The 26885-nt window shown below is 69.9% G+C and carries 29 protein-coding genes and 4 tRNA genes; 26 read left to right on the forward strand and 7 right to left on the reverse strand.

Annotation, left to right across the window (positions count from 1 at the left end; all coding sequences use genetic code 11):
* Positions 1–4: 4 nt before the first annotated feature.
* The 9 genes from ACH4YP_RS26220 (at position 5) to ACH4YP_RS26260 (ending at position 9458) form a co-directional block, all read left to right on the forward strand.
* Positions 5–700 carry an NADH-quinone oxidoreductase subunit J gene (locus tag ACH4YP_RS26220; protein ID WP_398492988.1) on the forward strand — a complete coding sequence of 232 codons (696 nt, stop codon included), beginning with the start codon at positions 5–7 and terminating at the stop codon, positions 698–700.
* Positions 700–1107, forward strand: coding sequence for an NADH-quinone oxidoreductase subunit NuoK (gene nuoK / locus ACH4YP_RS26225; protein ID WP_398492847.1), 408 nt, complete (start codon positions 700–702; stop codon positions 1105–1107). The genes ACH4YP_RS26220 and nuoK overlap by 1 nt, the downstream gene beginning before the upstream one ends.
* The gene (locus tag ACH4YP_RS26230) at positions 1104–3098 is read left to right on the forward strand and encodes an NADH-quinone oxidoreductase subunit L (RefSeq protein WP_398492849.1); all 1995 of its coding nucleotides are present in this window, start codon (positions 1104–1106) and stop codon (positions 3096–3098) included. The genes nuoK and ACH4YP_RS26230 overlap by 4 nt, the downstream gene beginning before the upstream one ends.
* Before the next feature lie 6 nt (positions 3099–3104).
* Positions 3105–4679, forward strand: coding sequence for an NADH-quinone oxidoreductase subunit M (locus tag ACH4YP_RS26235; RefSeq protein WP_398492851.1), 1575 nt, complete (start codon positions 3105–3107; stop codon positions 4677–4679).
* The gene (locus ACH4YP_RS26240) at positions 4676–6187 is read left to right on the forward strand and encodes an NADH-quinone oxidoreductase subunit N (RefSeq protein ID WP_398492852.1); all 1512 of its coding nucleotides are present in this window, start codon (positions 4676–4678) and stop codon (positions 6185–6187) included. Before ACH4YP_RS26235 ends, ACH4YP_RS26240 begins: the two co-directional genes overlap by 4 nt.
* Before the next feature lie 242 nt (positions 6188–6429).
* Positions 6430–7293, forward strand: a complete 864-nt coding sequence (gene htpX, locus ACH4YP_RS26245; RefSeq protein ID WP_200397698.1) for a zinc metalloprotease HtpX — start codon at positions 6430–6432, stop codon at positions 7291–7293.
* A complete protein-coding gene (locus ACH4YP_RS26250) occupies positions 7290–7688 on the forward strand; it encodes a YccF domain-containing protein (RefSeq protein WP_361054567.1) in 399 nt (132 codons plus the stop codon). Before htpX ends, ACH4YP_RS26250 begins: the two co-directional genes overlap by 4 nt.
* Positions 7689–7700: 12 nt before the next feature.
* The gene (locus ACH4YP_RS26255; RefSeq protein ID WP_398492854.1) at positions 7701–8840 is read left to right on the forward strand and encodes a barstar family protein; all 1140 of its coding nucleotides are present in this window, start codon (positions 7701–7703) and stop codon (positions 8838–8840) included.
* 51 nt (positions 8841–8891) lie between these two features.
* Positions 8892–9458, forward strand: a complete 567-nt coding sequence (locus ACH4YP_RS26260) for an SMI1/KNR4 family protein (protein WP_361054562.1) — start codon at positions 8892–8894, stop codon at positions 9456–9458.
* A gap of 191 nt (positions 9459–9649) precedes the next feature.
* On the opposite strand, the gene ACH4YP_RS26265 is transcribed toward ACH4YP_RS26260, so the two are convergent.
* Positions 9650–10945, reverse strand: coding sequence for an APC family permease (locus ACH4YP_RS26265; RefSeq protein ID WP_361054559.1), 1296 nt, complete (start codon positions 10943–10945; stop codon positions 9650–9652).
* Between the two features lie 178 nt (positions 10946–11123).
* Between ACH4YP_RS26265 and ACH4YP_RS26270 the strand changes: the two genes are divergently transcribed.
* Positions 11124–11390: a GlsB/YeaQ/YmgE family stress response membrane protein gene (locus ACH4YP_RS26270; protein ID WP_361054556.1), complete on the forward strand. Its 267-nt coding sequence runs from the start codon at positions 11124–11126 to the stop codon at positions 11388–11390.
* A gap of 112 nt (positions 11391–11502) precedes the next feature.
* Here ACH4YP_RS26270 and ACH4YP_RS26275 read toward each other — a convergent pair whose 3' ends face one another.
* The gene (locus ACH4YP_RS26275) at positions 11503–11991 is read right to left on the reverse strand and encodes a YajQ family cyclic di-GMP-binding protein (protein ID WP_055614648.1); all 489 of its coding nucleotides are present in this window, start codon (positions 11989–11991) and stop codon (positions 11503–11505) included.
* 202 nt (positions 11992–12193) lie between these two features.
* Between ACH4YP_RS26275 and ACH4YP_RS26280 the strand changes: the two genes are divergently transcribed.
* Positions 12194–12275: transfer RNA gene (locus ACH4YP_RS26280), tRNA-Tyr, on the forward strand.
* Positions 12276–12481: 206 nt separating this feature from the next.
* Positions 12482–12694: a hypothetical protein gene (locus ACH4YP_RS26285; protein ID WP_361054553.1), complete on the forward strand. Its 213-nt coding sequence runs from the start codon at positions 12482–12484 to the stop codon at positions 12692–12694.
* On the opposite strand, the gene ACH4YP_RS26290 is transcribed toward ACH4YP_RS26285, so the two are convergent.
* Both ACH4YP_RS26290 and ACH4YP_RS26295 read right to left on the reverse strand, forming a co-directional pair.
* Positions 12605–13048 (reverse strand): nuclear transport factor 2 family protein, encoded by a 444-nt coding sequence (locus ACH4YP_RS26290; protein WP_398492858.1) that lies wholly within the window; start codon positions 13046–13048, stop codon positions 12605–12607. The two genes, ACH4YP_RS26285 and ACH4YP_RS26290, sit on opposite strands and share 90 nt — an antisense overlap.
* 119 nt (positions 13049–13167) lie before the next feature.
* Positions 13168–13824: an NAD(P)H-binding protein gene (locus ACH4YP_RS26295; protein WP_361054547.1), complete on the reverse strand. Its 657-nt coding sequence runs from the start codon at positions 13822–13824 to the stop codon at positions 13168–13170.
* A 107-nt stretch (positions 13825–13931) separates the two neighbouring features.
* Between ACH4YP_RS26295 and ACH4YP_RS26300 the strand changes: the two genes are divergently transcribed.
* Positions 13932–15032 (forward strand): hypothetical protein, encoded by a 1101-nt coding sequence (locus ACH4YP_RS26300; RefSeq protein WP_398492860.1) that lies wholly within the window; start codon positions 13932–13934, stop codon positions 15030–15032.
* 151 nt (positions 15033–15183) lie between these two features.
* On the opposite strand, the gene ACH4YP_RS26305 is transcribed toward ACH4YP_RS26300, so the two are convergent.
* The gene (locus ACH4YP_RS26305; RefSeq protein WP_398492861.1) at positions 15184–16458 is read right to left on the reverse strand and encodes an amidohydrolase family protein; all 1275 of its coding nucleotides are present in this window, start codon (positions 16456–16458) and stop codon (positions 15184–15186) included.
* Positions 16459–16717: 259 nt separating this feature from the next.
* Between ACH4YP_RS26305 and ACH4YP_RS26310 the strand changes: the two genes are divergently transcribed.
* The 10 genes from ACH4YP_RS26310 to ACH4YP_RS26355 all read left to right on the forward strand — a co-directional run bounded on the left by ACH4YP_RS26310 (position 16718) and on the right by ACH4YP_RS26355 (position 22791).
* Positions 16718–16790 (forward strand) — tRNA-Thr (locus ACH4YP_RS26310).
* Between the two features lie 47 nt (positions 16791–16837).
* A tRNA-Met gene (locus tag ACH4YP_RS26315) sits at positions 16838–16910 on the forward strand.
* Positions 16911–17006: 96 nt separating this feature from the next.
* On the forward strand, positions 17007–17171 hold the full coding sequence (gene rpmG / locus ACH4YP_RS26320; RefSeq protein ID WP_003948671.1) for a 50S ribosomal protein L33: 165 nt from the start codon (positions 17007–17009) through the stop codon (positions 17169–17171).
* A gap of 88 nt (positions 17172–17259) precedes the next feature.
* The gene (locus tag ACH4YP_RS26325; protein WP_398492863.1) at positions 17260–17712 is read left to right on the forward strand and encodes a MaoC family dehydratase N-terminal domain-containing protein; all 453 of its coding nucleotides are present in this window, start codon (positions 17260–17262) and stop codon (positions 17710–17712) included.
* Between the two features lie 4 nt (positions 17713–17716).
* Positions 17717–18145, forward strand: coding sequence for a MaoC family dehydratase (locus ACH4YP_RS26330; RefSeq protein WP_361054537.1), 429 nt, complete (start codon positions 17717–17719; stop codon positions 18143–18145).
* Between the two features lie 179 nt (positions 18146–18324).
* Positions 18325–18894 carry a TetR/AcrR family transcriptional regulator gene (locus ACH4YP_RS26335; protein ID WP_361054534.1) on the forward strand — a complete coding sequence of 190 codons (570 nt, stop codon included), beginning with the start codon at positions 18325–18327 and terminating at the stop codon, positions 18892–18894.
* Positions 18895–18987: 93 nt separating this feature from the next.
* Positions 18988–20433 carry an MFS transporter gene (locus ACH4YP_RS26340; RefSeq protein ID WP_398492866.1) on the forward strand — a complete coding sequence of 482 codons (1446 nt, stop codon included), beginning with the start codon at positions 18988–18990 and terminating at the stop codon, positions 20431–20433.
* A 65-nt stretch (positions 20434–20498) separates the two neighbouring features.
* On the forward strand, positions 20499–20876 hold the full coding sequence (locus ACH4YP_RS26345) for a DUF3291 domain-containing protein (RefSeq protein ID WP_398492867.1): 378 nt from the start codon (positions 20499–20501) through the stop codon (positions 20874–20876).
* 79 nt (positions 20877–20955) lie between these two features.
* Positions 20956–22011, forward strand: coding sequence for a UDP-N-acetylmuramate dehydrogenase (locus ACH4YP_RS26350; RefSeq protein WP_361054525.1), 1056 nt, complete (start codon positions 20956–20958; stop codon positions 22009–22011).
* A gap of 60 nt (positions 22012–22071) precedes the next feature.
* Positions 22072–22791 (forward strand): hypothetical protein, encoded by a 720-nt coding sequence (locus ACH4YP_RS26355; protein ID WP_398492869.1) that lies wholly within the window; start codon positions 22072–22074, stop codon positions 22789–22791.
* Here ACH4YP_RS26355 and ACH4YP_RS26360 read toward each other — a convergent pair.
* Entirely contained in the window at positions 22736–23764 is a 1029-nt protein-coding gene (locus ACH4YP_RS26360) for an adenosine deaminase (RefSeq protein ID WP_398492871.1), read from the reverse strand. The genes ACH4YP_RS26355 and ACH4YP_RS26360 overlap by 56 nt on opposite strands.
* 149 nt (positions 23765–23913) lie before the next feature.
* On the reverse strand, positions 23914–25140 hold the full coding sequence (locus ACH4YP_RS26365; protein ID WP_398492872.1) for a pyridoxal phosphate-dependent aminotransferase: 1227 nt from the start codon (positions 25138–25140) through the stop codon (positions 23914–23916).
* Between the two features lie 203 nt (positions 25141–25343).
* Between ACH4YP_RS26365 and ACH4YP_RS26370 the strand changes: the two genes are divergently transcribed.
* The 3 genes from ACH4YP_RS26370 to nusG all read left to right on the forward strand — a co-directional run bounded on the left by ACH4YP_RS26370 (position 25344) and on the right by nusG (position 26779).
* Positions 25344–25416, forward strand: a tRNA-Trp gene (locus ACH4YP_RS26370).
* 110 nt (positions 25417–25526) lie between these two features.
* Positions 25527–25814, forward strand: a complete 288-nt coding sequence (gene secE, locus ACH4YP_RS26375) for a preprotein translocase subunit SecE (protein WP_055610500.1) — start codon at positions 25527–25529, stop codon at positions 25812–25814.
* Between the two features lie 77 nt (positions 25815–25891).
* On the forward strand, positions 25892–26779 hold the full coding sequence (gene nusG / locus ACH4YP_RS26380; RefSeq protein ID WP_398492873.1) for a transcription termination/antitermination protein NusG: 888 nt from the start codon (positions 25892–25894) through the stop codon (positions 26777–26779).
* Positions 26780–26885 lie beyond the last annotated feature (106 nt).

Raw genomic sequence — 26885 nt, forward strand, 5'->3', positions numbered from 1 at the left:
CGTCATGGCGGCCCACGCCACGACCACCTCCGCCGCCTCCGAATCCCACGGCTTCCTCTCCCCGACCGGCGTCGAGGTCGCCTTCCTCCTCGTCGGTCTGGTCACCTTCGGCGCCGCGGTCGTCACGGTCACCACGAAGCAGCTGGTGCACGCCGCCCTGTGGCTGGTGGTGGCCCTCGGCGGTCTCGCCGTCGAATACCTCCTCCTCACGGCCGAGTTCATCGCCTGGGTACAGGTCCTCATCTACGTCGGTTCCGTCGTCGTACTCCTCCTCTTCGGTCTGATGCTCACCCGGGCCCCCATCGGCCGCTCCCCGGACGCCGACTCCGGCAACCGCTGGGCCGCCCTGACCGTGGCGATCGCCGCGGCCGCCGCCCTGGTCTGGGTCGTCGTCGACGCCTTCCGGACGACCTGGATCGACCTGGACGGTGCCGCCGCCGGCTCCACCGAGGTCACCGGCGCGAGCCTCTTCCAGAGCTGGGTGCTCCCCTTCGAGGCCCTCTCCGTCCTTCTCCTCGCGGCCCTGGTCGGGGCGATCGTCCTGTCCCGCAAGACGAAGGCGGAGTCGAGCTCTCCCTCTGTGAACTCCCGAGCCGCGACCGGTAGTTCCCTCTCTGTACCGGATTCCCGTAATCACACGATCGGGCGAAATGGGTCGACCAGGGGAACCGAGTCGGCCCAGCAGGAAGGTGCCAACTGATGCATCTCGCCTATCCCGCCGTACTCGCCGCCCTCCTCTTCTCCACCGGCCTCTACGGCGTCCTCGCCCGCCGCAACGCGATCCTGGTCCTGATGTCCGTCGAGCTGATGCTCAACGCCGTCAACCTCAACCTCGTCGCCTTCGACGTCTGGCTCAGCAAGACCGCCCAGGACACGCTCCACTCCGGTCAGGCCCTGACCTTGTTCACCATCGCCATCGCCGCCGCCGAGATCGGCATCGGCCTGGCGATCGTCCTCGCCGTCCACCGCAACCGCGGCACCGCGGACATCGACAAGCTCCGCGACACCGCCGAGAGCGACGACGCCCCCGAGCCGGACGACAGCGAGCCCGACGACTCCGGCGCCGCCCGTCCCGAACCGGCCGAGAAGGCTGAGGCCACCGCGTGACCACGACCACCCTCGCCGTCCTCGTCCCCCTCCTCCCGTTCCTGGGCGCCGTGGCCGGCCTGCTCCTGGGCCGCACGGCCCCCGGCTTCGTACGCCCCCTCGCCGTGCTGCCCCCGCTCGCGGCCCTCGGACTCGCCGTCGTCGTCGCCGTACGACAGGGCGGCGACCAGGCGGTGAACGCCGCCACCGAGCTCACCCCCACCGGTTCGGTCCCCATCGAACTCGCCCTGCACATCGATGGCTTCGCCGCCCTCGTCGCCGTGCTGGTCGGCCTGGTCGCCACCTGCGTGCAGATCTACTCGACGGGCTACCTGCGCGACGACCCGCGCTACCCCTCGTACGCGGCTCTCGTCTCCCTCTTCACCTCCGCGATGCTGCTCGTCGTCTACTCCGGCGACCTGATGGTGCTGCTGGTCGGCTGGGAGATCATGGGCATTTGCTCGTACTTCCTCGTCGGCCACTACTGGGAGACCCCGGAGGCCCGCGCCGCCTCCATCAAGGCCTTCCTGGTCACCAAGCTCGGCGATGTCCCCTTCCTGATCGGCCTGTTCGCGCTCGCCGCCGACGCCGGGTCCTTCCGCATCACGAAGATCCTCGGCAACGTCGCGAGCGGCGGACTCGACCACCCGACCCTGATCGCCCTGCTGCTCCTCGCCGGCGTGGCGGGCAAGTCGGCGCAGTTCCCGCTCCATACCTGGCTCCCCGACGCGATGGCGGGCCCCACCCCCGTCTCCGCGCTGATCCACGCCGCGACGATGGTCGCCGCCGGTGTCTACTTCGTCGCCCGGCTCCTCCCCGTCTTCGCCGCCTCCTCGGCAGCCCTGGTCGTCCTCGCCGTCATGGCCGCCGTCACGATGACCGGCTCGGCCCTCGCCGCGCTCGCCCAGGACGACATCAAGCGCGTCCTCGCGTACTCGACGATCGGCCAGCTCGGCTACATGACCGGCGCCCTCGCCGTCGGCGACCGCGGTGCCGCCGTCTTCCATCTCCTCTCGCACGGCGCCTTCAAGGCGCTGCTGTTCCTCGGGGCAGGCGTGATCATCCACGCCGCCGGCACCAACTCGCTGGCGGCCATGTCCCGTATGAAGGACCTGCGCGCCCGCGTCCCCGACGCCTACTGGACGATGACCGTGGCGCTCCTCGCGCTCGCCGCGATCCCGCCCTTCAGCGGCTTCTTCACCAAGGAGGCCGTCCTGGGCGCCGCCGAGCACGTCGCCACCGGCCACGCCGAGGGCATTCCCGGCGCCGTCGGCTGGATCGTCCTCGTCGCCGGCCTGGTCACGGCCCTGCTCACCGCCGCGTACGCGATGCGCCTGTGGCTCCTCGTCTTCCGCGGCCATGGACCGGAGGCCCCCGACCACGGCAGGCAGCCCATCGCCATGAACGCCGTCCTCTGGGTGCTCGCCGTCCCGTCGCTCGCCTTCGGACTCGCCACCGGCCCGCTGCCCGACTGGTTCGACGGACGCGACCTGACCCCGACCCTCACCACCTCCGTCCTCGGCACGGGTGTGGCTCTGGTCGGCGGCATCGTCATGTACGGCGCCTGGCGGCACACCATGGCCATGGCGGCCCGCGTACCGCTGGGTGCGGTCGCGGCCCACCCCGAGGGGGACGCCGGACTCGTCGAGGCCGAGGCCATCGCCAGCCATGCGCCCGTCTACGGGGACGTGGCCTCCGCGCCCGACCCGGCGGACCCGGGCCGCCTCCTGCTCGGCCCGCTGCACCGCCACGCGGCCGCCGGCTTCCACCTCGACGCCGTGTACTCGGCGCTGTTCGTCCGCCCGGTCCAGGCCGCCGCCACGCTCGTCCGGTTCCTCGACCGCGAGGTCGTCGACACCTACGTACGCGGCGCGGGCGCCCTGCCCCGCTGGCTCGGCACGGCCGTCCGCCGTGCCCAGACCGGCAATCTGCAGACCTATATGAGCGCGCTGCTCGCCGGCACCGTCGTCCTGGTGGTCGCCGCCCTCCTCGTCGCCACCGCGGGAGCGTGAGCAGGCGTGATCGATATCAGTGAATCCGTGATGCAGGTCCTTCTGGCGTTCATCGTCGTCGGCCCGCTCATCGGCGCCGCCGCGGCTCTCCTGCCGGCCCCGCCCGGGCTGAAGGGGAAGTCGCCCGAACAGGCCGCGCTGCGGCACGGCGTGACCGTCACCGGCGCCGTGCTCATCGCCGCGATCGTCCTCACGCTCGGCTTCGACCACGACCATCCGTCGAAGATGCAGGCCACGACGGACATCAGCTGGATCCCCGCACTCGACGTGCGGATCCACCTCGGCATCGACGGCATCTCGCTCCCCCTCCTCGTGCTGACCGCGCTGCTGACCTTCCTCTGCGCGCTGTACTCCTATTTCAAAATGCCGTCGGGCCCGTCCCCGAAGGCATTCGTGGCGCTCGTCCTCGTCCTCGAGTCCGGCACCCTCGTGACCTTCGCCGTCCTCGACCTGCTGCTGTTCTTCCTGGCTTTCGAGATGGTGCTCATCCCGATGTACTTCCTCATCGCCCGCTGGGGCGGTGAGCAACGGCAGGCCGCTGCCTGGAAGTTCATCCTCTACACACTGCTCGGTTCCGTCGTCATGCTGCTGGGCCTGCTCCTGATCGGAATCAAGGCGGGCACATTCGACATGGTGGCACTCGCCACTGACAATCACCCGGCGCTGACCACATCGGTGCAGGTCATCGCCGTTCTGGCGATCGGGATCGGGCTCGCGGTCAAGACGCCGATGTGGCCGCTCCACAGCTGGCTGCCGGACGCGCACACCGCCGCCCCGACCGTCGGCTCGGTCCTGCTGGCCGGCGTCCTGCTGAAGATGGGTACGTACGGGTTCGTCCGGATCCTGCTGCCCATCACGCCGGACGGCATGAACACGTTCGCGCCCTACCTCGCCGCCTTCGCGGTCGTCGGCATCATCTACGGATCGCTCGCCTGCCTCGCCCTCGCGAAGCAGGGCGCGAAGGGCGATCTCAAGCGCCTCATCGCGTACTCCTCCGTCGGCCACATGGGCTTCGTGCTCCTCGGCATCGCGTCGATGACGCCGACCGGCGTGAACGGCGCGCTGTTCGCCAACATCGCCCACGGCCTCATCACCGGCCTGCTCTTCTTCCTGGTCGGCGCGCTCAAGGACCGTACGGGCACGACCGACCTCGACACCCTCGCGCAGCAGACCGGCGCCGCGCTCTACGGCAAGGCCCCCCGGCTCGGCGGCCTGCTCGCCTTCGCCGCCGTCGCCTCGCTCGGTCTGCCGGGCCTGGCCGGGTTCTGGGGCGAGATGCTGGCCCTGTTCGGCGCGTTCGACCCCGCCGACGGCCTCAGCCGCCCCGCGTTCCTGACCTTCATGACGATCGCCGCGTTCGGCACCCTGCTCACCGCCGCGTACATGCTCGTCGTGGTCCGCCGCGTCTGCATGGGCGCGGTCCCGCAGGAGGGGCCGAAGCTCGCCGACGTCCAGTCGTACGAGTTCGCCGCCTGGACGCCGCTCGTCGTCCTGACCGTCGTCGCCGGGCTCTGGCCCAAGGCGCTCCTCGGCCTGACCGACCCGGCCGTGCAGCAGCTCCTCTCAGGAGGCACCCGATGAGTTCCCAGGCCCAGTCCCTGGTCCAGTCCGTCGACTGGCTCGCGATCGCGCCGCCCACCATCGCGGCGGTCGTCGGCCTCGTGGTGCTCGTCACCGACCTGTTCGTGGGAGACAACAGGAAGGCCCTGCTCGGCTGGGTCTCCGTCGCCGGACTCGCCGCCTCCGCGCTCATGCTGCTGCCCCTCCTGGACGGCGACCGCTCCACCTTCTGCCTGACGGGCGACGCCGCCGTCTGCAGCTACACCGCAGACCGGTTCACGCTGGTCATCCAGTTCCTCGTCCTGGGCGGCGCACTCCTCGCGGCACTCCTGTCGATGACCGCCCTCAAGGACGCCGACAAGGAACTCCCCGAAGGGGAGTTCTGGTTCCTGCTGCTCTCCTCCGCCGCGGGCGCCGCCCTGCTGCCCGCCTCCCGCGACCTCGCGACCCTGATCGTCGCCCTGGAGGTCGCCTCCCTGCCCGCCTTCGCCCTCGTGGGCATCAAGCACGGCGACAGGAAGTCCTCCGAAGCGGCCCTGAAGTTCTTCCTGTCCTCGGTCACCGCGACCGCCGTGAGCCTCATGGGCGTCAGCTTCGTCTACGCGTCGACGGGCACCCTGTACCTCACCGAGATCGCCACCAGGATCGAGAACGTCGACGACCAGTTGCAGACGCTCGCCCAGGCGGGCGTCGTCCTCACTCTGGTCGGCTTCGCCTTCAAGACCGCCGCCGTCCCCTTCCACTTCTGGGTACCCGACACCTACGTAGGAGCGCCTCTCCCGGTCGCGGCCTACCTGTCGGTCGTCGGCAAGGCGGTCGGCTTCTCCGGGCTGATCCTCGTCACCGTGATCGCCCTCCCGTCGTACGCGGACGTCTGGGGTCCGGCACTCGCCGCGCTGGCCGCGCTCACCATGACCGTCGGCAACGTCGGAGCCCTCAGGCAGCAGTCCACGCGCGCGTACAGCGCGGTCCGCCTGCTCGCCTGGTCCTCCGTCGGCCAGGCCGGCTACCTCCTGGTGCCGATCGCCGCCGCCGCGTACTCCGAGGACGCCGAGAAGGCCATCGGCTCCACCGTCGCGTACGCCCTGATGTACGCCGCGGTGAACCTCGGAGCCTTCGCGGTGGCCGCCCTGGTGGCCCGTACGAAGCCGCTGAACCGCGTGAGCGACTACCGGGGCCTGTATGCCTCACGGCCCCTCGCGGCGCTCGTCCTGGGCTTCTTCCTGCTCTGTCTCGCGGGCCTGCCGCCGGGCATCATCGGCCTCTTCGCGAAGGTCACCGTGTTCTCGGCCGCCGTCGACGCGGGCCTCGGCTGGCTCGCCGTGGTCATGGCCGTCAACGTCGTGATCGCGCTCTTCTACTACCTCCAGTGGACGACCCTCCTGTTCCGCGCCCCGGAGGGCGAACCGGAGACCCACCGCGTCCCGGCCCCTCTCACGGCCGCGATCGCCCTGACCGCCGTCCTCGGCATCGCCCTCTCCGGAGCACCCCAACTGGTCCTGCGCTTCTCCGACACCGGCCTCTTCTGACCGCCGCTGCCCCGAAGCATGCGCACGCGCGCGTGGAGCATCCGAGGCCCACGCGCGCGTGCGATGTCCCCCTTCGTCACCCGGACGGCCCACGCGCGTCGCCGCGAGCACAAGGGAACTAGTGCTTCCCGCCTGGCGTTGACCAGTACGGGAGGGTCCACTGGACCGTGGAGCCACGGACCAGTGACGTCAGAGATCGACAAGCAAAGGGTTCCCCTGCCGCACCACTTGGAGGGCGTACCGTGCACCGCCGGCACAACGGGCTCAGGACCGCCGTACTCCTCGGGGGACTGTCCGCACTCATCATCGGCATCGGCAGTTTCTTCGGGCGTACGGGTCTCGTCGTCGCACTCGTCATCGCGATCGGCACGAACGCGTACGCGTACTGGAACAGCGACAAGATGGCTCTACGCGCGATGCGCGCCCGCCCGGTGAGCGAGTTCGAGGCCCCGGCTCTGTACAAGATGGTCCGCGAGCTCTCCACACAGGCCCGCCAGCCCATGCCCCGGCTGTACATCTCCCCGACGGAGGCGCCGAACGCGTTCGCGACCGGCCGCAATCCGCGCAACGCCGCCGTGTGCTGCACGGAGGGCATCCTGCGCATCCTGAACGAGCGGGAGCTGCGCGGCGTCATCGGCCACGAACTGAGTCATGTCTACAACCGCGACATCCTGATCTCGTCCGTCGCGGGCGCCCTGGCCTCCGTCATCATGTTCCTGGTCAACTTCGCCTGGCTGATCCCGATCGGGCGATCCAACGACGACGACGGCCCCGGCATCCTGGGTATGTTGTTGATCATGATCCTGGGCCCGCTCGCCGCGTCCCTCATCCAGCTCGCCATCAGCCGTTCCAGGGAGTACGAGGCGGACGCGTCCGGTGCCCAGCTCACCGGCGACCCGCTGGCCCTCGCGAGCGCCCTGGGCAAGCTGGAAGCCGGCACGAAACAACTTCCGCTGCCTCCGGAGCCGCGTATCGAGACCGCAAGCCACATGATGATCGCCAACCCCTTCCGTCCGGGCCAGGGACTCTCCAAGATGTTCTCTACGCATCCGCCGATGGCGGAGCGCATCGCCCGGCTCGAGCAGATGGCAGGTCGTAACCAGTGAAGACAATCCTGAACGTCATTTGGCTCGTCCTGAGCGGCTTCTGGCTGTTCCTCGGCTACATGTTCGCGGGCTTGCTGCTGTGCATCACGATCATCGGCATTCCGTTCGGTGTCGCGGCGTTCCGCATCGGCGCCTATGCGCTGTGGCCGTTCGGTCGGACAACGGTGGAGCGACGTGACGCGGGCGCGCCGTCCTTCATTGTCAACATCCTGTGGTTGATCCTCGCCGGCTGGTGGCTGGCCCTCGCCCACATCGTTACGGGCCTCCTCCAGTGCATCACGATCATCGGTATCCCTCTGGGCATCGCCAACTTCAAGCTGATCCCGATCTCGCTGTTCCCCCTGGGACGCGAGATCGTGAGTACGGACCAGCCGTTCGCGTCGTCGGTCCGCTAGGGCGGCGCCGGAGTGCGGCGGCCGAAGTACGCCCTGGCGGCGTACGACGCCGACGCCGAGAACGACGAGATCTGGGCCCTGTGCGCGGACGCCGAGAACCTCTTCGGCGATCCGCCGCCTCCCGCGCGAGGGACGTACGAACTGATCGGCTGCGCTCCCGTGGGGGACCTGGACAAGGCCCTCACGCGCGCGCGTGCCGACGGTTCGGCGCCCCTCGGCACCCTCACCCTGGAGATCCTCGACAAGGAGGGCGCACAGGTCGAGGAGTGGTCCCTGGAGGACGTACGTGTTCTCGGCGACCGTCCGTGCGCACGTGACCTGTCGCTGCGCGACATCACGATCGAGGCGAGCGAGTCCCCGTACAACCCGTACGACTATCCACAGTGTCCGCCGCTCTCCCCGGGCTACCGGCTGCTCGGCGCGCAGGGCGAACCATGGGGTGGCTGCCGGGACCTGGCGCACGTTCCGGACGGACAGCCCGACCTCGCCGAAGCGTCCGTGCGGGTGCTCGGCTGCGCCCCGCGCGGAGCCCTCAAGGCGGCCCTGGACGCGGGGGAGGAGGACCTCGGACACGCCAGGCTGATACGCCTCGACGAGTCCGGCCGCACCGTCCAGTCCGCCGTCGAGGGTGAACTCGTCGCGTGGATCCCGTCCGCGCGCGGCCGCGGCCTGGTGGACCTTACGCTCGAACCCTGGTCGGAACGGCCCCCGACCGCGGCCGAGGAGGTCTGGGAGCTGTGGGACGGCGGTCGCCCCACCGAGCCCGGTCTCTGGGCCCGGTGCGGCGTGGAGGGGCGCCGACACTGGCTGAGCACGGCGCTGGACCATCACGAGCCGGACAGGCCGGACGCGGAAGCCGGCGGCACGTTTCACCTCGACGGCCGCCGCATCATCGACCTGCCGGGTTTCTTCTGCGCTCTGGGCGAGGCGGTGAACGGGCCCGGTGGCTATTTCGGTTGGGGGCTGGACGCGCTCGCCGACTGCCTCCGCGGCCGCTGGGGAGCCCGGTGGCCCTTCACCCTCGTCTGGCACGACGCGCAGGTCGCCCGCACCTGCCTGGGCCTCGTCCCGCGCACAGGTCAGCGGCCCTGGACATTCGAGGAACTCCTTGAATTCTTGGCGGAGAACGGCATCGCGGTCCGCCTCGAATGAGGGTTATCCACAGGCTGCCCGAATGTCAGTGGCAGCCTGCATCATGAACGCATGACCGAGATCGAGCAGCTGCTGGCAGGTGTCTCCGCCGAGGCGCGCAACTCCCGGCCGTGGGGCTGGCCTTCGCTCCCCGAGCCCGTGGACGCGGCGACGCTGGCCCGCGCGGAGTCCACCCTGGGCTTCACCGTCCCGCCGCTGCTCGCTGCCCTCTATCTGCGGATAGGCGACGGCGGATTCGGCCCGGAGTACGGTCTGCTGCCCCTGCTCGACAGCCCGCCGTCCGGTGAGCCCGCTGTCGTCGCGCAGTACCTCGCCCATCGCGAGAGCGGCCGCAAGGACCCCGAATGGCCCTGGCCCGAGGGCGTCCTGCCGATATCCCACTGGGGCTGCGGCATGTACGCCTGCGTGGACTGCCGCACCCCCGACGCCACCGTCCTCCTCTTCGAGCCGAACGCGGACGACGCCGACCACGCCTGGTACGTGGACGCGCCGACCCTCACGGCCTGGCTCCACACCTGGCTCGACGGCACGGGCTGGTACGACGAGTCCCACGACGGCGCGGATCTGGAGCCGTGGGGCGACTTCCGCATACGCACGGGGGCGGCGCGGGCTTCGTAGCGCCAGGAGTCCGACCTTCGAGGGGGGCGCCGCTTCAGGGGCGCGGCGCTTGTGACATGTGCGGCTCCGCCGCGGGGCGCGACCGGCCCCCACGACCCGCACCTCCTGCACGCGCACTCCGCGCGGAGCCTTCGGTGTCAGGTGCCTGCCCCCGTGCCCGTGCCCTGTGCTCAGCGCTCAGCGCTCAGCGCTCAGCGCTCAGTACGAGACAGCCGCCCTCGCACCCCGTACGCGGCCGCTCCCAACCCCAACACGCCCGCACCCACAACCACCGACACCCACGGCAACGCGAAAGCCAAGGTCACGCACCCCACCAGCCCCACCACCGGCGCAATCCGCGACACGACCCTCGAACTCAACGTCCAGGCCGCCGCGTTGGCGATCGCGTAGTACACGAGCACCCCGAAGGAGGAGAAGCCGATGGCACCCCGCACATCCACCGTCGCGGCGACCACGACGACCACCGCTCCGACGGCCAGCTCCGCCCGATGAGGCACCTGGAAGCGCGGATGCACGGTGGCCAGCGCGCCCGGGAGATGCCGGTCGCGGGCCATCGCCAGCGTGGTCCGTGACACACCCAGAATCAGCGCGAGAAGGGAGCCGAGCGCTGCCACGGCGGCGCCCACCCGTACGACCGGGACGAGTTCCGGCGCACCAGCGGCGCGCACCGCGTCGGCCAGTGGTGCCGTCGCCTGCCCGAGCCCGCCCGACCCCAGCACGGAGAGGACAGCCACCGCGACAGCCGCGTACACAACCAGCGCGATGCCCAGCGCGAGCGGGATCGCGCGCGGAATGGTGCGCGCCGGATCCCGTACCTCCTCCCCGAGCGTCGCGATCCGCGCGTACCCGGCGAAGGCGAAGAACAACAGGCCGGCCGCCTGAAGCACCCCGCCCACGCCCCCGGAGACCCCCACGTCCAGCCGCCCGGCATCGGAGTTGCCGGAGGCGAGGCACACGACGACCACGGAAGCGAGGACCCCGAGGACCACCGCCACGATCGCCCGCGTCAGCCACGCGGACTTCTGGACCCCGCCGTAGTTCACCGCGGTCAGCGCCACCACGGCCCCGACGGCCACGGCGTGCTCCTGCCCCGGCCAGACGTACGCGCCCACGGTGAGCGCCATCGCCGCACATGAGGAGGTCTTGCCGACGACGAACGACCAGCCCGCCAGATACCCCCAGAACTCCCCGAGCCGCTCCCGCCCGTACACATACGTCCCGCCCGACGCGGGACAGCGGGCGGCGAGGCGTGCCGACGCCGTGGCGTTGCAGTGGGCGACGACGGCGGCGATGCCCAGGCCGAGGAGAAGCCCGGACCCGGCGGCCCGTGCCGCGGGCCCCAGCGCGGCGAAGATCCCCGCACCGACCATGGAGCCGAGGCCGATGACAACGGCGTCGCCGACGCCGAGCGTTCGCTTCAGCTCCGCCGTGCGCTGTGGTGCTCCGGGCCGGGCCGAACCGATTCGGCCGGAATCGGACTGTGCCATGGGTCGCACCCTACTGATCAGTGCAACCGGTCACCGCCGTGCCGACGTCCTCCCCGGCAACAGCAAACGAACAAGCGAGCAAACAAGCGCGCGATCGGCACCACGAGAGTTGCATGAACACAGCCTGGCCGGAGAAAGATCACAGCACAGGCACAGCACGGAGAGGCAGGTTCACGGCATGGGCATCATCAGCTGGATCATCCTGGGGCTGTTGGCCGGCGCCATCGCCAAATTCCTGCTGCCGGGCCGTGATCCCGGCGGCTTCATCGGCACGACGCTGATAGGCGTCGCGGGCGCGTTCATCGGCGGCTGGATATCGGCCCGTTGGCTGGACCACCCGGTCACCAAGGAGTTCTACGACGGCACCACCTGGGCCGCCGCGATCGGCGGCTCGCTCGTCCTGCTGATCGCCTACCGCCTCCTGTTCGGCAACTCGCGCAACTGAGCGCGCACCCCCGAGACCGCGGCCAGCAGGCGAGAAGGGTGGGCACCGCCGGTGCCCACCCTTCCTCGTGCTGTTCCTCGTGCTGTCCTACGTACGCGCAACGAGCACGCGGTCACCGGTAGTTGACGAACTGCAACGCGAAGTCGAAGTCCTGGCCCTTCAGCAGCGCCTGCACGGCCTGGAGGTCGTCACGGCTCTTCGAGCTGACCCGCAGCTCTTCGCCCTGCACCTGCGCCTTCACGCCCTTCGGGCCCTCATCACGAATGATCTTCGCCACCTTCTTCGCGTTCTCCTGGGAGATGCCTTCCTCGATCGAGGCGAAGATCTTGTACTCCTTGCCGGAGAGCTGGGGCTCGCCGGCGTCCAGCGCCTTCAGCGAGATGCCCCGCTTGACCAGCTTGGACTGGAAGACGTCGAGGACGGCCTTGACCCGCTCCTCTGAGTTCGCCTCCATAAGGATCTTCTCGCCGGACCAGGAGATGGAGGCGCCGACGTTCTTGAAGTCGTAGCGCTGCGAGATCTCCTTGCCGGCCTGGTTGAGGGCGTTGTCGACCTCCTGCCGCTCGACCTTCGAGACGATGTCGAAACTGGAGTCGGCCATGTCCTGTGGCTCCTTGTATCGGGGTGCGTAGTGGCGGCCGTCGAGCACCGCTTCGGTCCCGGGCCGCATCCGCATAAGCCTAGCCACCCGCTCCCCTCCGAGCGCCGATCAATCGGGTGGCGAAGCACCCCCGAGCATCGGGTATCGTTTACGTTGTTGCCACGGAGCGCCGCCAAACAGCGGTTCGAACGGCAGCAACCCTGGCGGTGTGCCCGAGCGGCCAAAGGGAGCAGACTGTAAATCTGCCGGCTTAGCCTTCCCAGGTTCGAATCCTGGCGCCGCCACGCTGAGAGAAACCCCCTCAGAACTGCGTTCTTGCAGTTCGGAGGGGGTTTCTGCGTGTCTGGGGCGGTGCGATCGCAAAGGTGAGCGCGGGCCTTGGACGCTGTCCCTGTCGCGAGGCCGCCGGCCCTGTCGCGAGCGGGGTGGCGGCCGACTCCCTGGCCGGGGCCTCACCGGCCTTCCCCCGCTTCCTTCGTACCCTGAGTTCATGTCCTCACGTCGCAGGAACTGCTCCGAGTGCCGTCGCGAGATCGCCGTTGTCGCGGGGCGGTTCGCCCGGCACGACCCGCCGGGCGCGCGGGGGAGCGGGGAGCTCGTGTCGTGCCCCGGGTCACGCAGGCAGGCGGAGCTGGGCGCCGCGCAGCCGGCGCTGGACGGGTACGTCGTCGCGGAGTTCCCCGGCCAGCTGCCGCTCTTCTGACCCGCGCTGCGGGCTTGCTGCGCCCTGCCGACCCGCACCGCCTCCCGCCGATGCCGCAGTCCCAGTCCCCGAAGGCGTACACGTGCTCGACGGCTCCTCCGCCCAGTGCTCGCCCGTGGCGTCCCGCAGTCCGGGGCGCACCAGGGCGACCACGCGCCGCCCGTCCTCGTCGAGGCGCAGCCCCTCCAGTCGTACGAGGGGGTGTGCGGCTGCGAACTGGGCTGCCCAGTAGGCGTATACCGCCTTGTGGCCGTGCAGGCGAACCCCGTCGGCGACGTTCGGCCAGTTCACGTCGGGCGCCAGGCAGTGGGGGACGAACGCGTCGCGTTCGGCGGTGCTGAAGACGTCGTGCATCTTCCGCGGCAGGATCTCCTGAGCCGCGCGCGGGTACCTCGACGGGTACGGAACCTCCCCCTCGCGCTCGTGGGGCGGGGCGGCCGATCACCGCCCCACGCCCGCGTGCGTCCTCCCGGTCAGTTCCCGGCCACCGACTTCACCGCCACGGACACCGGCGCCGACCCGCTGATCAGCTCCAGGGTCAGCCCGGCCGTCGCCGGGGTGTCCACCAGTTCCGCGAGGACCGCCGCGACGTCGTCACGCGGGACGGGGCCGCGCCCCGTGGCGGCCTCCAGGCGTACGAGCCCGGTGCCGGCGTCGCTCGTCAGCATCCCGGGACGCAGGATCGTCCAGTCCAGGCCCCGGTGAGCGCGTACGTACGCGTCCGCCTCGCCCTTGGCGCGCAGATACGCGTCGAAGACGTCGTCCCCGGGGTGCTCCGGATCTGCGCCCATCGACGACACGACCACATGCCGCCGCACCCCGGCCCGGGCGGCAGCGTCCGCGAAGAGCACGGCGGCGCCCCGGTCCACGGTGTTCTTGCGGTCCACCCCGCTGCCAGGGCCCGCGCCCGCCGCGAAGACGGCGGCGTCCGCGCCCTCCAGGTGCGCGGCGACCTCCTCCAGCGAAGCCGACTCCAGATCGCACACGACCGGCTCGGCGCCGGCCGCCCGCAGATCCTCGCCCTGCTCGGCACGGCGGATGATCCCCGCCACCTCGTCACCGCGCGCGGAGAGCAGCCGCTCCATCCGCAGCGCGATCTGACCATGACCTCCAGCGATGACAATGCGCATGTTTCCGACCGTACGCCCGGACGACCCCACTCGCCGCACAACCCTGTGGATAACTCGTGGGTCTCATCAACGATCACTGTGTACGAGGGGGGACGCCGCACGGCGTCATGAAGGAGACCGTCATCACCACCACACGCGAGAGCCTCGCGATGCGCATGAGCCCTGCCACGCGCGACCGCCCTGTCCTGCGCAAGGCCCTCACCGCGGCCGCCTGCACCACGGCTCTGCTCACGGGCGTGGCCGCCTGCGGCACGGTCGAGAACCTCACCGCCGGTCAGAAGGTCGACCACGCCTTCGAAGGGCTCGGCGAGAAGAAGTCGCTGGCCTTCGAGTTGGGGCTCGACGCCAAGCCCTCAGCTCTCACGAAGCTGGCCGGAGAGGCGGCGCCCGGCGAGGAGTTGCCGCCCGAGCTCGCCGAACTCCTCACCGGGGTGCGGGTCAAGGTGTCCGTCGAGTCGAGGAAACCGCTCGCCGACTCGGGTGAGAAGGATCTCGTCGGTACGGGCGTGACGATCTCGGGGCCCGACGGCGTTCTGGCCGAGTACCGCCTCGTTGGCGACTACACGTACTACCGCGCCGACATGAAGGCGCTCGGCGAGGTCATGGGCTTCCCGCTGCCGTCGGCCGGCGAACTCCCCGAGAGCGAGAAGGAGCTCAAGAAGGTCCTCGAGGGCAAGTGGGTCAAGGTCGACACCAGCGAACTCGACCGGGCCGGCAAGGGCGGCAAGGCTGACAAGTCCGGTGGGCCCGGCGAGATCGACACCAGGACCCAGCAGAAGATCCTCAAGGCCGTACGCGGAGTCGTGGCCCGCGAGGTCACCTTCAGCAACGAGGGAGGCAGCGACGGCGTCGAACGGATCGTCGCCAAGGCCTCGTTCCGCGAACTGCTCACCGGTCTCCTCGACAAGCTCCGGCCCCTGGCCGACGACCTTCCGGCGGGCGCCGAACTGCCCACCGACGAGGATCTCAAGGACGCCCCGGACAAGAAGATCGCCGTCGACTTCTCCCTGAAGAACGGCGACCTGACCCGTGTCTCCGTAGACCTCGCCGCCCTCGCGGACGGCCCGAAGGGCACCCGGCTCCCCCTGGTGGTCAAGTTTGGCGAGGCGGGCGACATCAGCGCCCCGTCCGGTGCCACCGAGATACCCGCGGACGGGTTCGGGGGCCCGGGCAGCCCGTTCACCGGGGGCCTGCTGGGCGGCTTCTGACGGCCTGTCCGGAACTCGACGGCCACGGGCGACCCGATGGCCACGAGTAGGTGGACTTCGAAAGCATCAGCACGTGCGCGTGGAGCCGGAACAGACTCCACGCGCACGTGCCCGCGCTGAAAGCGGTACCCGCCTCAGGACACCCCGGGCCTCACGACGGCTCCTCCGCGCGCCCCGTCCGCCCCTGCCGAGGCAGGTCCAACGCCACGGTCACGGCCGAGTTGCAGTACTCCCGCACCGCACTCGTACGCGCCACCACCCGCCCCCGATGCACCACGATCCGGCTGTACGCCAGGGACAACGCCGCGTCGAGCCGGTCCCCGCGTACCGCGAGCAACTCCGCGGGAAACCCGGCCTCCACCCGCACCTCGGGCAGCCCCAGCGCAGACCGCGCCGACGAACTCACCGCGTCGTAGGCGTCCCCAACCCGCAGCCCGTACCGCGAGGCCAGCAGATACGCCGCCTCCAGCGGGTCCCCGCGCCCCACGGGGTTCGACACGTCCCTCAGGGCGCCGCTCCCGGCCGCCACGCGCACCCCGGCCGCCCGCAGCAGCCGTACCGGAGCAGTCCCGCGGCGGTCCACGCCCGAGCAGCCGCCCTGGGGCAGGCAGACCACGCTCACGCCGGCCGCGGCGAGTTGGTCCGCCGCGCGCGAGGCGACCTCGGTGGGCAGCCGCCCGAGTCCGCCGCACGGGCCGAGCGTCACCCCGGGCCGCAGTCCGCCGGCCATCGCCGCGAGCCGTGCGAGCCGCGCCGGGTCGTCACCGTCCGTGTGCAGATCGACCGGGCAGCCGTGCTCCGAGGCGACCTCCAGGACCGCCTCCACGTATCCCGTCGGATCAGGGTCCAGATCTGGACAACCACCCACTACGGAGGCGCCCATCTTCACCGCGTCCCGCAGTATCGCCAGCCCGTCCGCCCCGGCGAGCCCGGTCAGTACCCGGGGCATCGCAACCACCGTCAACTCGGCCAGCCCCCGCAGCGCGCGCCGCGCCTGGAGCATCGCGGCCATCGAGCCCAGCCCCTGCACATCGCCCACGCGCACGTGCGAGCGCAGGGCGGTGGCCCCGTGCCCGAGCTGGAGCAACGCCGCCTCGGTCGTACGGCGCTGGACCTCGTGGGCCTCGTACGACACCGGTCCGTCGCCGTCCGCCGACAGGGCCGTGTCACCGTGCGCGTGGGGCTCGGCCGGGGCCGGCAGGAGCAGATAGCCGGCGAGGTCCACGCGCGCGCTGTGTGCGGTGAGGCTGCCCGCCGTGCCGACCGCCTCGATGCGCCCGCCGCCCAGCCTCACGTCCACGGTCCGGCCGTCGGTGAGCCGCGCGCCGCAGAGCAGCAGGTCGGAGCCGTCGCTCCGGCCGGACGAGCCAGAGGAGCCCGACGAGGACGAGGAGGAGTGGGGCTGCTGCGGCTGACTGTCGGGCATCGCGCTCCTGGGGCTCGGCGGCGGCTGCGGAAGGGGGACAGGCGGCTGCGAAGGAGGGGCACAAGATCACGCAGCGTGAGTCGAGCCTAGGGTGGCGACCGGCGCGCATCGAGGAGGAGCGGAATAGTCGTACCGGTGTGGTCCGTCGTGCGGAAGGGGCGCGTGAAACGCCCCGTGAGCGGCCCGGAACGGGCTGGGGCAGGTGCCGCGAAACGGATTTGGGCGATCGGTGGCCGAGCGTGTAATGTCTTCATCGCTCGCCCCAATAGCTCAGTCGGTAGAGCGTCTCCATGGTAAGGAGAAGGTCTACGGTTCGATTCCGTATTGGGGCTCTGGTGTGGGAGGTTCCCGCTCGCAAGGCGGGAACTGATCACATCACAGCGGTGTAGCTCAGTCGGTAGAGCAAGCGGCTCATAATCGCTGTGTCACCGGTTCAAGTCCGGTCACCGCTACTGACAGTAGCCGATTGTGGGGTCGGTCCTTCGATCGGCTACTCTTCTATGTGTTAATGCGCCAATCGTCCCATCCGTTCGTCAAGGAGCACTCCTGTGGCTGCCACCGACGTCCGCCCGAAGATCACGCTGGCCTGCGTGGAGTGCAAGGAGCGGAACTACATCACCAAGAAGAACCGGCGTAACAACCCGGACCGACTGGAGATGAAGAAGCACTGCCCGCGTTGCAACGCGCATACCGCGCACCGCGAAACGCGATAAATAAGGCTCGTACACGAGGCCGTCCCCTGAAGTTGGGGGGCGGCCTCGCGTCGTTACACCCAGTTGCGAACCAGGAGGTGCCGGGCCCATGGCGCTCGACCAGTCCTTCGTGGGGCGGTCCTATCCGCCCACCGAGCCCTATGAGGTCGGCCGGGAGAAGATCCGCGAGTTCGCGGAGGCGGTGGGCGACGCCAATCCCGCGTACACGGACCCGGAGGCCGCCAAGGCCCTCGGTCACGCCGATGTGATCGCCCCGCCGACCTTCGTGTTCACCATCACGTTCAAGGCCGCGGGACAGGTCTTCCAGGACCCCCAACTGGGGCTCGACTACAGCCGCGTGGTGCACGGCGACCAGAAGTTCGTCTACCGCCGCCCGGTGCGCGCGGGTGACCGGCTCACGGTCACCTCCACCATCGAAGCGATCAAGTCGCTGGCGGGCAACGACATTCTGGACATCCGAGGCGAGGTCCACGACGAGGTGGGCGAGCACGTGGTGACTGCCTGGACCAAGCTCGTGTCCCGCGCGGCCGAGGGGGCGTGAACAGATGACGGCGAAGATCTCGTACGACGACGTCGAGGTCGGCACCGAACTGCCGGCCCAGACCTTCGGCGTGACGCGCGCCAAGCTCGTGCAATACGCGGGCGCCTCGGGGGACTTCAACCCCATCCACTGGAACGAGAAGTTCGCCAAGGAGGTCGGCCTCCCGGACGTCATCGCGCACGGCATGTTCACCATGGCCGAGGCGGTCCGGGTCGTCACCGACTGGACCGGCGACCCGGGCGCGGTCGTCGAGTACGGCGTCCGCTTCACCAAGCCCGTCGTCGTCCCGAACGACGACCAGGGCGCCACGATCGAGGTCAGCGGCAAGGTCGCGGCCAAGCTCGACGACAACACCGTCCGCGTCGACCTCGTCGCGATGAGCGCCGGCCAGAAGGTCCTGGGCATGTCCCGCGCGGTCGTCCGCCTCGCCTGACAGGGCAGGGCAGGGCAGGGCTCGGCTGGAGCACGAGGAGCGTGAGTAAGGGGCGTCCGCCATTGCGGATGCCCCTTACTTCTTGCGTCCCGACTGCTTGTGTCCTGCTGTGCACCTCGCTTCTTCTCTCCGCATCTCACCCCTTGACCTAGTTAGTGATTGAGTACTAACTTGTTCGTATGGTCAGGATGAGCGCAGAAGAGAGGCGCGAGAGCGTCATCCGTGCGGCGATGAGCGAGTTCTCCCGGGGCGGCTACTACGGCACGTCCACCGAGGTGATCGCCAAGCGCGTGGGTGTCTCGCAGCCGTATCTCTTCCGGCTCTTCCCGGGCAAGAAGGCGATCTTCCTCGCGGCGGCCGAGCGGTGCATGGAGGAGACCATGCGCACCTTCGCCGATGCCTCCAAGGGGCTGGAGGGCGAAGAGGCCCTGCACGCCATGGCGAACGCGTACACCAGGGTCATCGCCGAGAATCCGGAACAGCTGCTCATGCAGATGCAGATGTACGTCGCGGTGGCGGCCGCCGAGCAGACCGGCGACCATGAACTGGGCGAGGCGGTACGGGCGGGCTGGATGCGCCTGTGGGACACCGTCCATCTGCCGCTCGGCGCGGATGTCGACGAGACGACGACCTTCATGGCGTACGGAATGCTCGTCAACTGCCTGGTGGTCATGGGGTTTCCGCCCGAGCACCGGGTCTGGGAGGGGCTCTACCCCTCGGCCCGGATCAAGGGCCGGCTCGAACACTGAACCAAGGGCGGTGGAGATCGCCGCCTTTTCATGTCCGTGAAAGTTAGTCAGCAATAACTAATCGAAGTCAGCGATCACCCGCTGGGGGAAGCGATGTCACAGCAGACCGCACGTCGCGGGGGAGCCGTCTGGGCCCTCGTCATCACCAGCGTCGCCGGGTTCATGGCGGCGCTCGACAACCTCGTCGTCACCACCGCACTGCCCTCGATCCGCAAGGACCTCGGGGGCGAACTCCCCGATCTGGAATGGACCGTGAGCGCCTACACGCTCACCTTCGCCGTGCTACTGATGTTCGGCTCGGCCCTGGGCGACCGGTTCGGACGGCGCCGGCTCTTCCTCGTCGGCATCACCGTGTTCACCGGCGCGTCCGCCGCCGCGGCCATGGCGCCCGGCATCGACTCGCTGATCGCCGCCCGCGCGGTCCAGGGTGTCGGCGCCGCCATCATGATGCCGCTGACGCTGACCCTGCTCACGGCCGCCGTTCCGGCCGCCAAGCGCGGGATGGCGTACGGGATCTGGGGTGCCGTCAACGGTCTCGCGGTCGCTTCGGGGCCGCTGATCGGCGGCAGCCTCACCGAGCACATCTCCTGGCAGTGGATCTTCTGGCTGAACGTTCCGCTGGGGCTGGTCCTGCTGCCGCTCGCCCGGCTGCGGCTGTCGGAGTCGTTCGGCGTCGGCGCCCCGCTCGACATCCGCGGCACCCTGCTGGCCAGCGGCGGCCTCTTCGGAATCGTGTACGGGCTGGTCCGGGCGCCCGTCGTCGGCTGGACCGACGGGATAGTCCTGCTGGGGCTGTTCGCGGGTACCGCTCTGCTCGTCGGCTTCGTGTTCCACGGCATCAGCGCCAAGAACCCGATGCTGCCCATGCGGCTCTTCCGCAACCGGGCCTTCGCCGGGATCAACGCGGCCAGCCTGCTGATGTTCCTCGGGATGTTCGGGTCGATCTTCCTGCTCAGTCAGTACATGCAGGGCGTCCTCGGCTACTCGCCCACCGAGGCCGGGCTGCGGATGCTGCCCTGGACGGGGATGCCGATGCTCATCGCGCCCGTCGCCGGCTATCTGTCCGACCGGATCGGCGGCCGCCCGGTCGTCGCCGCGGGGCTGTTCCTCCAGGCCGTCGGGCTCGGCTGGTTCGCCACCGTGATCGCGCCCGACACGTCGTACGCCACGCAGCTGCCCGCCCTGATCATCAGCGGCGTGGGCATGTCCCTCTTCTTCGCCCCCGCCTCCAACCTGGTCATGTCCAGCGTCCGGCCGCAGGAACAGGGGATCGCGTCCGGCGCCAACAACGCGCTGCGCGAGGTCGGCGGCGCGCTCGGTATCGCGGTGATGGCCTCGATCTTCTCCGCCCAGGGCGGCTACGGGACCGCACAGACCTTCGTGGACGGCACCCAGCCGGCGCTCTGGGTCGGCTCCGCCGCGGTGGCCGTGGCGGGAGTCGCGGCACTGCTCATCCCCGGTCGTCGCCGTGCGGCGGAGGCGGGCGAGGAGAGCGCGGAGACCCCGCCCGAGCGGGTCCTGGAGACGGCCTCCCGCTGAAGGCTCACCGAGTCCGGAAGCCAAACCTACGAGAGTCCGGAAATCAAACCGAAAGGAGTCCGATCGTGCCCACCCTTCCCTGGACCGTGCCGAACAAGCCGCCGCGGGGCGCCGAGGTGCACGTCTTCGCCTCCCGCTTCGAGACCCGCACCCGCTGGGGAGCGCTGAAGTTCTTCGCCAGGACACCGGCCGTCTGGCGACAGGTGAGCAAAGCCCCCGGAGCGTACGGCGCCACGCTCAAGGCGGCCCCGCTGCGGCGGACCTTCTGGACCCTGTCCGCCTGGGAGTCGCCCGCGGCGCTCAAGGCCTTCGCCCCCTCCGGCACGCACGCGCCGACCGCCCGGGGCCTCGGCCCTCAGATGCGGGACGCGAAGTTCGTCTCGTGGACGGTCACGGCGGACGACCTCCCGCTCGACTGGGCGGAGGCGTTGCGCCGTCTGTGACCGACCGAGGCCGCGAACAGTTCAGCCGCGAGAACGGCCCCGCCCCGACCGGCGGGGCCGTTCTCGTACTCTTGGGCACGTGCTGGAACTCCACGACGCCCCGCTCGCCCCGCTGACCACCTTCCGGCTCGGCGGCCCCGCCGCGCGCCTGATCACCGCCACGACCGACGCCGAGGTGATCGCCGCCGTCCGTGAGGCCGACGACTCCGGCACACCGCTGCTGCTGATCGGCGGCGGATCCAACCTGGTCATCGGCGACAAGGGCTTCGCGGGCACCGCCCTGCGCATCGCCACCCGCGGCTTCGCCCTCGACGGTACGAAGCTGGAGCTGGCCGCCGGCGAGGTGTGGACCGACGCCGTCGCCCGCACCGTCGAGGCCGGCCTCGCGGGCATCGAGTGCCTCGCCGGAATCCCGGGCTCCGCGGGCGCGACACCCATCCAGAACGTCGGGGCGTACGGCCAGGAGGTGTCGTCGACGATCACCGAAGTGATCGCCTACGACCGGCGGACCCGTGAGAGGGTCACCGTTCCGAACGACGAGTGCGCCTTCTCGTACCGCCACAGCCGCTTCAAGGCCGAGCCCGAGCGCTTCGTCGTGCTGCGCGTCCGTTTCGACCTGGAGGACGCCTCCGGGCTCTCCGCGCCGGTCAAGTACGCCGAGACGGCCCGCGCCCTCGGTGTCGAGCCCGGCGACCGCGTGCCGCTGGAGAAGGCCCGTGAGACCGTCCTGAAGCTGCGCTCGGGCAAGGGCATGGTGCTCGACCCGGAGGACCACGACACCTGGTCGGCCGGCTCGTTCTTCACCAACCCGATCCTCACCGACGAGGAGTTCGCCGCGTTCCACGCGCGCGTGGCCGAGCGCCTCGGCGACGGCGTGATCCCGCCCGCGTACCCGGCGGGCGACGGGCACACCAAGACCTCCGCGGCCTGGCTGATCGACAAGTCCGGCTTCACCAAGGGCTACGGCACCGGCCCCGCCCGAATCTCCACCAAGCACACCCTGGCCCTCACCAACCGCGGCGAGGCCACCACGGAGGACCTCCTCGCGCTCGCCCGCGAGGTCGTCGCAGGCGTCCACGCCGCCTTCGGGATCACCCTCGTCAACGAACCGGTGACGGTCGGCGTCAGCCTCTGAGTTATTTCGCTTGCCGGTCGCCCGGCCCGGCGATCACCCTGGAGTCATGAGAGAACTCCTGTGCGGCTGAGGGTCGGTGAGTTCCGGCCGAGCGCCGGCCGGTACGCGTTCCGGGTGGTCCAGCCGCGCCCCGCACTGCGCCACACCACACTCAGCGACCCCCTGCGGGACTGGGGCTATCTGGTCGGCGACCACGACGGACTGGCCCGCCTCGCCGCGCTGTTCTCGTTCGCCGCGTACTCCCCGCACACGGTCGTCCACGTCCCGCTGCGCGACAGCGTGCCCAGGACGTACGCGCCCGGAACGCCGGTCGACCTCGTCCTAGCCCACCGGACACTGGGCCTGCGGCCCTCCGCGTGGCCGTCGCTGCGCCGCGGGCTGACCCGGGGCGCCCCGGGCACCGTCCGCACCGACGAACAGCGCACCGCGGACCACGCCGCGGCCTGGCAGGCGCGCTGGGAGCAGCGCTGGGAGCGCCTCGACCCCGTCGACCGGATCCGCCCCGCCGTCCACGCCCGGACGCTGTTCCTCTTCGGCGCCCGGGACACCTTCGCCTCGGCGTCCGTCCAGCTGGAGGCCGCGGCAGGCTTCGGCCCCCGGCACAAGAGGGCCGCCGAGGGACAGGACGTGCTGGTCACCTCGCTCACGCTGCACATGCCGCTCAGCCGGGGACGTCACACGGAACTGGACATCGGCTTCCAGGCGTACCCGCCCTACGCCCACTTCAGGCGACCGGGGCGGTCAGCCAGTCGTCGATCCCGGACAGCAGCTTCTCCTTGATGTCGTGCGGGGCCGCCGAACCCCGTACCGACTGCCGTGCCAGCTCGGCCAGTTCGGCGTCCGTGAAGGCGTGATGTTGACGTGCGATGTCGTACTGGGCGGCAAGCCGTGAGCCGAACAGGAGAGGGTCGTCCGCGCCGAGTGCCAGCGGGACCCCTGCCTCGAAAAGCTTGCGCAGGGGGACGTCCTCCGGCTTTTCGTACACCCCCAGGGCGACGTTCGACGCCGGGCAGACCTCGCAGGTGATGCCCCGGTCCGCGAGCCGCTTCAGGAGCCGCGGGTCCTCGGCCGCCCGCACCCCGTGCCCGATCCGCGAGGCGTGCAGGTCGTCCAGGCAGTCGCGGACGGACGCCGGGCCCGTCAGCTCGCCGCCGTGCGGCGCCGCCAGCAGCCCGCCCTCACGCGCGATGGCGAAGGCCCGGTCGAAGTCCCGCGCCATACCGCGCCGTTCGTCGTTGGAGAGCCCGAAACCGACGATGCCCCGGTCCGCGTACCGCACGGCCAGCCGGGCCAGCGTGCGGGCGTCCAGCGGATGCCTCATCCGGTTCGCGGCCACCAGGACCCGCATCCCGAGCCCGGTCTCGCGCGCGGCCGAGTCCACGGCGTCCAGGATGATCTCCAGCGCCGGGATCAGCCCGCCCAGCCGGGGCGCGTACGAGGTCGGGTCGACCTGGATCTCCAGCCACCCCGAGCCGTCCTTGAGGTCCTCCTCGGCAGCCTCTCTCACCAGCCGCCGGATGTCCTCGGGATCTCTGAGGCAGGACCGTGCCGCGTCGTACAGCCGCTGGAAGCGGAACCAGCCCCGCTCGTCGGTGGCCCGCAGTTTCGGCGGTTCCCCGCTGGTCAGCGCGTCGGGAAGGTGGATCCCGTGCTTGTCGGCCAGTTCCAGCAGAGTGGTGATCCGCATCGACCCGGTGAAATGCAGGTGCAGATGAGCTTTGGGCAGCTCAGAGACATCACGTACGTGCTCCATTCCAGGATCCTGCCGTACGCCGCCTCCGTATCGGTAGCGCTTTCCCTGAACGTGGTCTTGCTCGCACTAAGACGCGAACGCAGACACGAAGAAGCGGGCCGCCTCCAGGAGGGAGGCGGCCCGCTCGTACCCACTCAAGGTGAGGAGGTTCAGTCCGTGGCCTCGGCCAGCAGCTTCTGGAGCCGCGAGACGCCCTCGACGAGGTCCTCGTCACCCAGCGCGTACGACAGCCGCAGGTAGCCCGGCGTGCCGAAGGCCTCGCCCGGGACGACCGCGACCTCGGCCTCCTCCAGGATCAGCGCGGCCAGCTCGACGGAGTTCTGCGGGCGCTTGCCGCGGATCTCCTTGCCGATGAGGGCCTTCACCGAGGGGTACGCGTAGAAGGCGCCCTCGGGCTCCGGGCAGAGCACGCCGTCGATCTCGTTGAGCATCCGCACGATGGTGTTGCGGCGGCGGTCGAAGGCCTCGCGCATCTCGGCGACGGCCGTCAGGTCGCCGGAGACGGCGGCGATGGCGGCGGCCTGGGCGACGTTGGACACGTTCGACGTGGCGTGCGACTGGAGGTTCGTCGCGGCCTTCACCACGTCCTTCGGGCCGATGATCCACCCGACCCGCCAGCCGGTCATCGCGTACGTCTTCGCGACGCCGTTGACCACGATGCACTTGTCACGCAGCTCGGGCAGGACCGCCGGCAGCGAGGTGAACTTCGCGTCCCCGTAGACCAGGTGTTCGTAGATCTCGTCCGTCAGTACCCACAGACCGTGCTCGACGGCCCAGCGGCCGATCGCCTCGGTGTCCTCGGCGCTGTAGACCGCGCCCGTCGGGTTGGACGGCGACACGAAGAGGACGACCTTCGTCTTCTCCGTACGGGCCGCCTCCAACTGCTCGACCGAGACGCGGTAGCCGGTGGTCTCGTCCGCGACGACCTCGACCGGGACACCGCCGGCGAGACGGATCGACTCCGGGTACGTCGTCCAGTAGGGCGCCGGGACGATGACCTCGTCGCCCGGGTCGAGGATCGCGGCGAACGCCTCGTAGATGGCCTGCTTGCCGCCGTTGGTCACCAGGACCTGGGAGGCGTCAACCTCGTAGCCGGAATCGCGCAGCGTCTTGGCGACGATCGCCGCCTTCAGCTCGGGCAGGCCGCCGGCCGGCGTGTAGCGGTGGTACTTCGGGTTCTTGCAGGCCTCGATGGCGGCCTCGACGATGTAGCCCGGGGTCGGGAAGTCGGGTTCACCGGCGCCGAAGCCGATCACCGGACGTCCTGCGGCCTTGAGGGCCTTGGCCTTGGCGTCCACGGCGAGGGTGGCTGACTCGGAGATCGCACCGACCCGGGCGGAGACCCGGCGCTCGGTGGGAGGGGTTGCAGGGCTCATGGGCCCATCGTTCCAGACACGAAACCTCCCCGGCACACCGGTTTCACAGACTGAGCAGTGGCCGACAAAGTCCTTACGGACACTTTCTGTTCGACGACCGGCCGTCGACCACGTACACTCTCACCTCGTTGGCCTTCACCGGCCGCGCCCACCCGGTGCACACCGAGCACCCGGGCGGATGCGGTACGTTGTTGGGGAAACAAAGGGTCGTAGCTCAATTGGTAGAGCACTGGTCTCCAAAACCAGCGGTTGGGGGTTCAAGTCCCTCCGGCCCTGCTACACACTCCTTTCGCCAGGATGTGTGCGCATGTACGTACTGCATTGCACCGCCGTGCGGCTCATACCCGGGCGCGGCACGGCCACGACCCGGAATCAGGTGAGGACGAGTGACGGACGCCGTGGGCTCCATCGACATGCCTGATGCCCAGGATGAGGCGCCGGAGTCCCAGAAGAAGGGCCGCAAGGGCGGTAAGCGTGCCAAGAAGGGCCCGCTGAAGCGCCTTGCCCTCTTCTACCGCCAGATCGTCGCGGAACTCCGCAAGGTTGTCTGGCCGACCCGCAATCAGCTGACGACGTACACCACAGTGGTGATTGTGTTCGTTGTCATCATGATCGGTCTGGTGACTGTGATTGACTTCGGACTCGACAAGGCCGCCAAGTACGTATTCGGCTGAGCCAAGCGCGAAGGGCGCCGTACCCGGCGCCCGCTTTCGCGTGTTCCACCCCCATGATCCAGGAAGAAGCAGCCACCGTGTCTGACCCGAACCTGAACGACGCCGGCGAGTCTGTCGAGTCCGTTGACGACGAGCTCGACATCGTCGAGGGCGCGGACGTCGAGGACGAGGTCGAGGCTGCCGAAGCCGGCGAGGCCGCCGAAGAGGTTGCCCTGCACGTCGAGGACGAGTCCGGTGAGGACGTCGAGACCGACGTGGACACCGAGGCCGACGCCGAGGAAGCGATCGTCTCCGACGAGGTCGAGGAAGCCGAGAAGGCTGACGAGACCGAAGAAGAGGCCGAGCCGGTCGACCCCGTAGTGGCCCTCCGTGAGGAGCTCCGCAGGCTGCCCGGCGAGTGGTACGTCATCCACACGTACGCGGGTTACGAGAACCGCGTGAAGACGAACCTCGAACAGCGCGCCGTCTCTCTGAACGTCGAGGACTTCATCTTCGCGGCCGAGGTGCCGCAGGAAGAGGTCGCGCAGATCAAGAACGGCGAGCGCAAGACCGTCCGTCAGAACAAGCTCCCCGGCTATGTGCTGGTGCGCATGGACCTGACGAACGAGTCCTGGGGCGTCGTCCGCAACACCCCCGGTGTCACCGGCTTCGTGGGCAACGCGTACGACCCGTACCCGCTGACGCTGGACGAGATCGTCAAGATGCTCGCCCCGGAGGCCGAGGAGAAGGCCGCTCGCGAGGCGGCCGAGGCCGAGGGCAAGCCGGCTCCGTCCCGCAAGCTCGAGGTCCAGGTGCTGGACTTCGAGGTGGGCGACTCGGTCACCGTCACCGATGGCCCGTTCGCGACGCTGCAGGCGACCATCAACGAGATCAACGCCGACTCGAAGAAGGTCAAGGGCCTCGTCGAGATCTTCGGCCGCGAGACCCCGGTCGAGCTGAGCTTCGACCAGATCCAGAAGAACTGACCCCTCGCGGGACGATCTTCCGGAACACATGCCTCCGACCAGGTCAGACGGGCCCTCAAAGCCTGTCTGACCTGCTCGGTTTTTGGCCGCGGACCGATACCCGTTA

It is taken from the genome of Streptomyces sp. NPDC020747 (assembly GCF_044334695.1).
Lineage (GTDB): Bacteria > Actinomycetota > Actinomycetes > Streptomycetales > Streptomycetaceae > Streptomyces.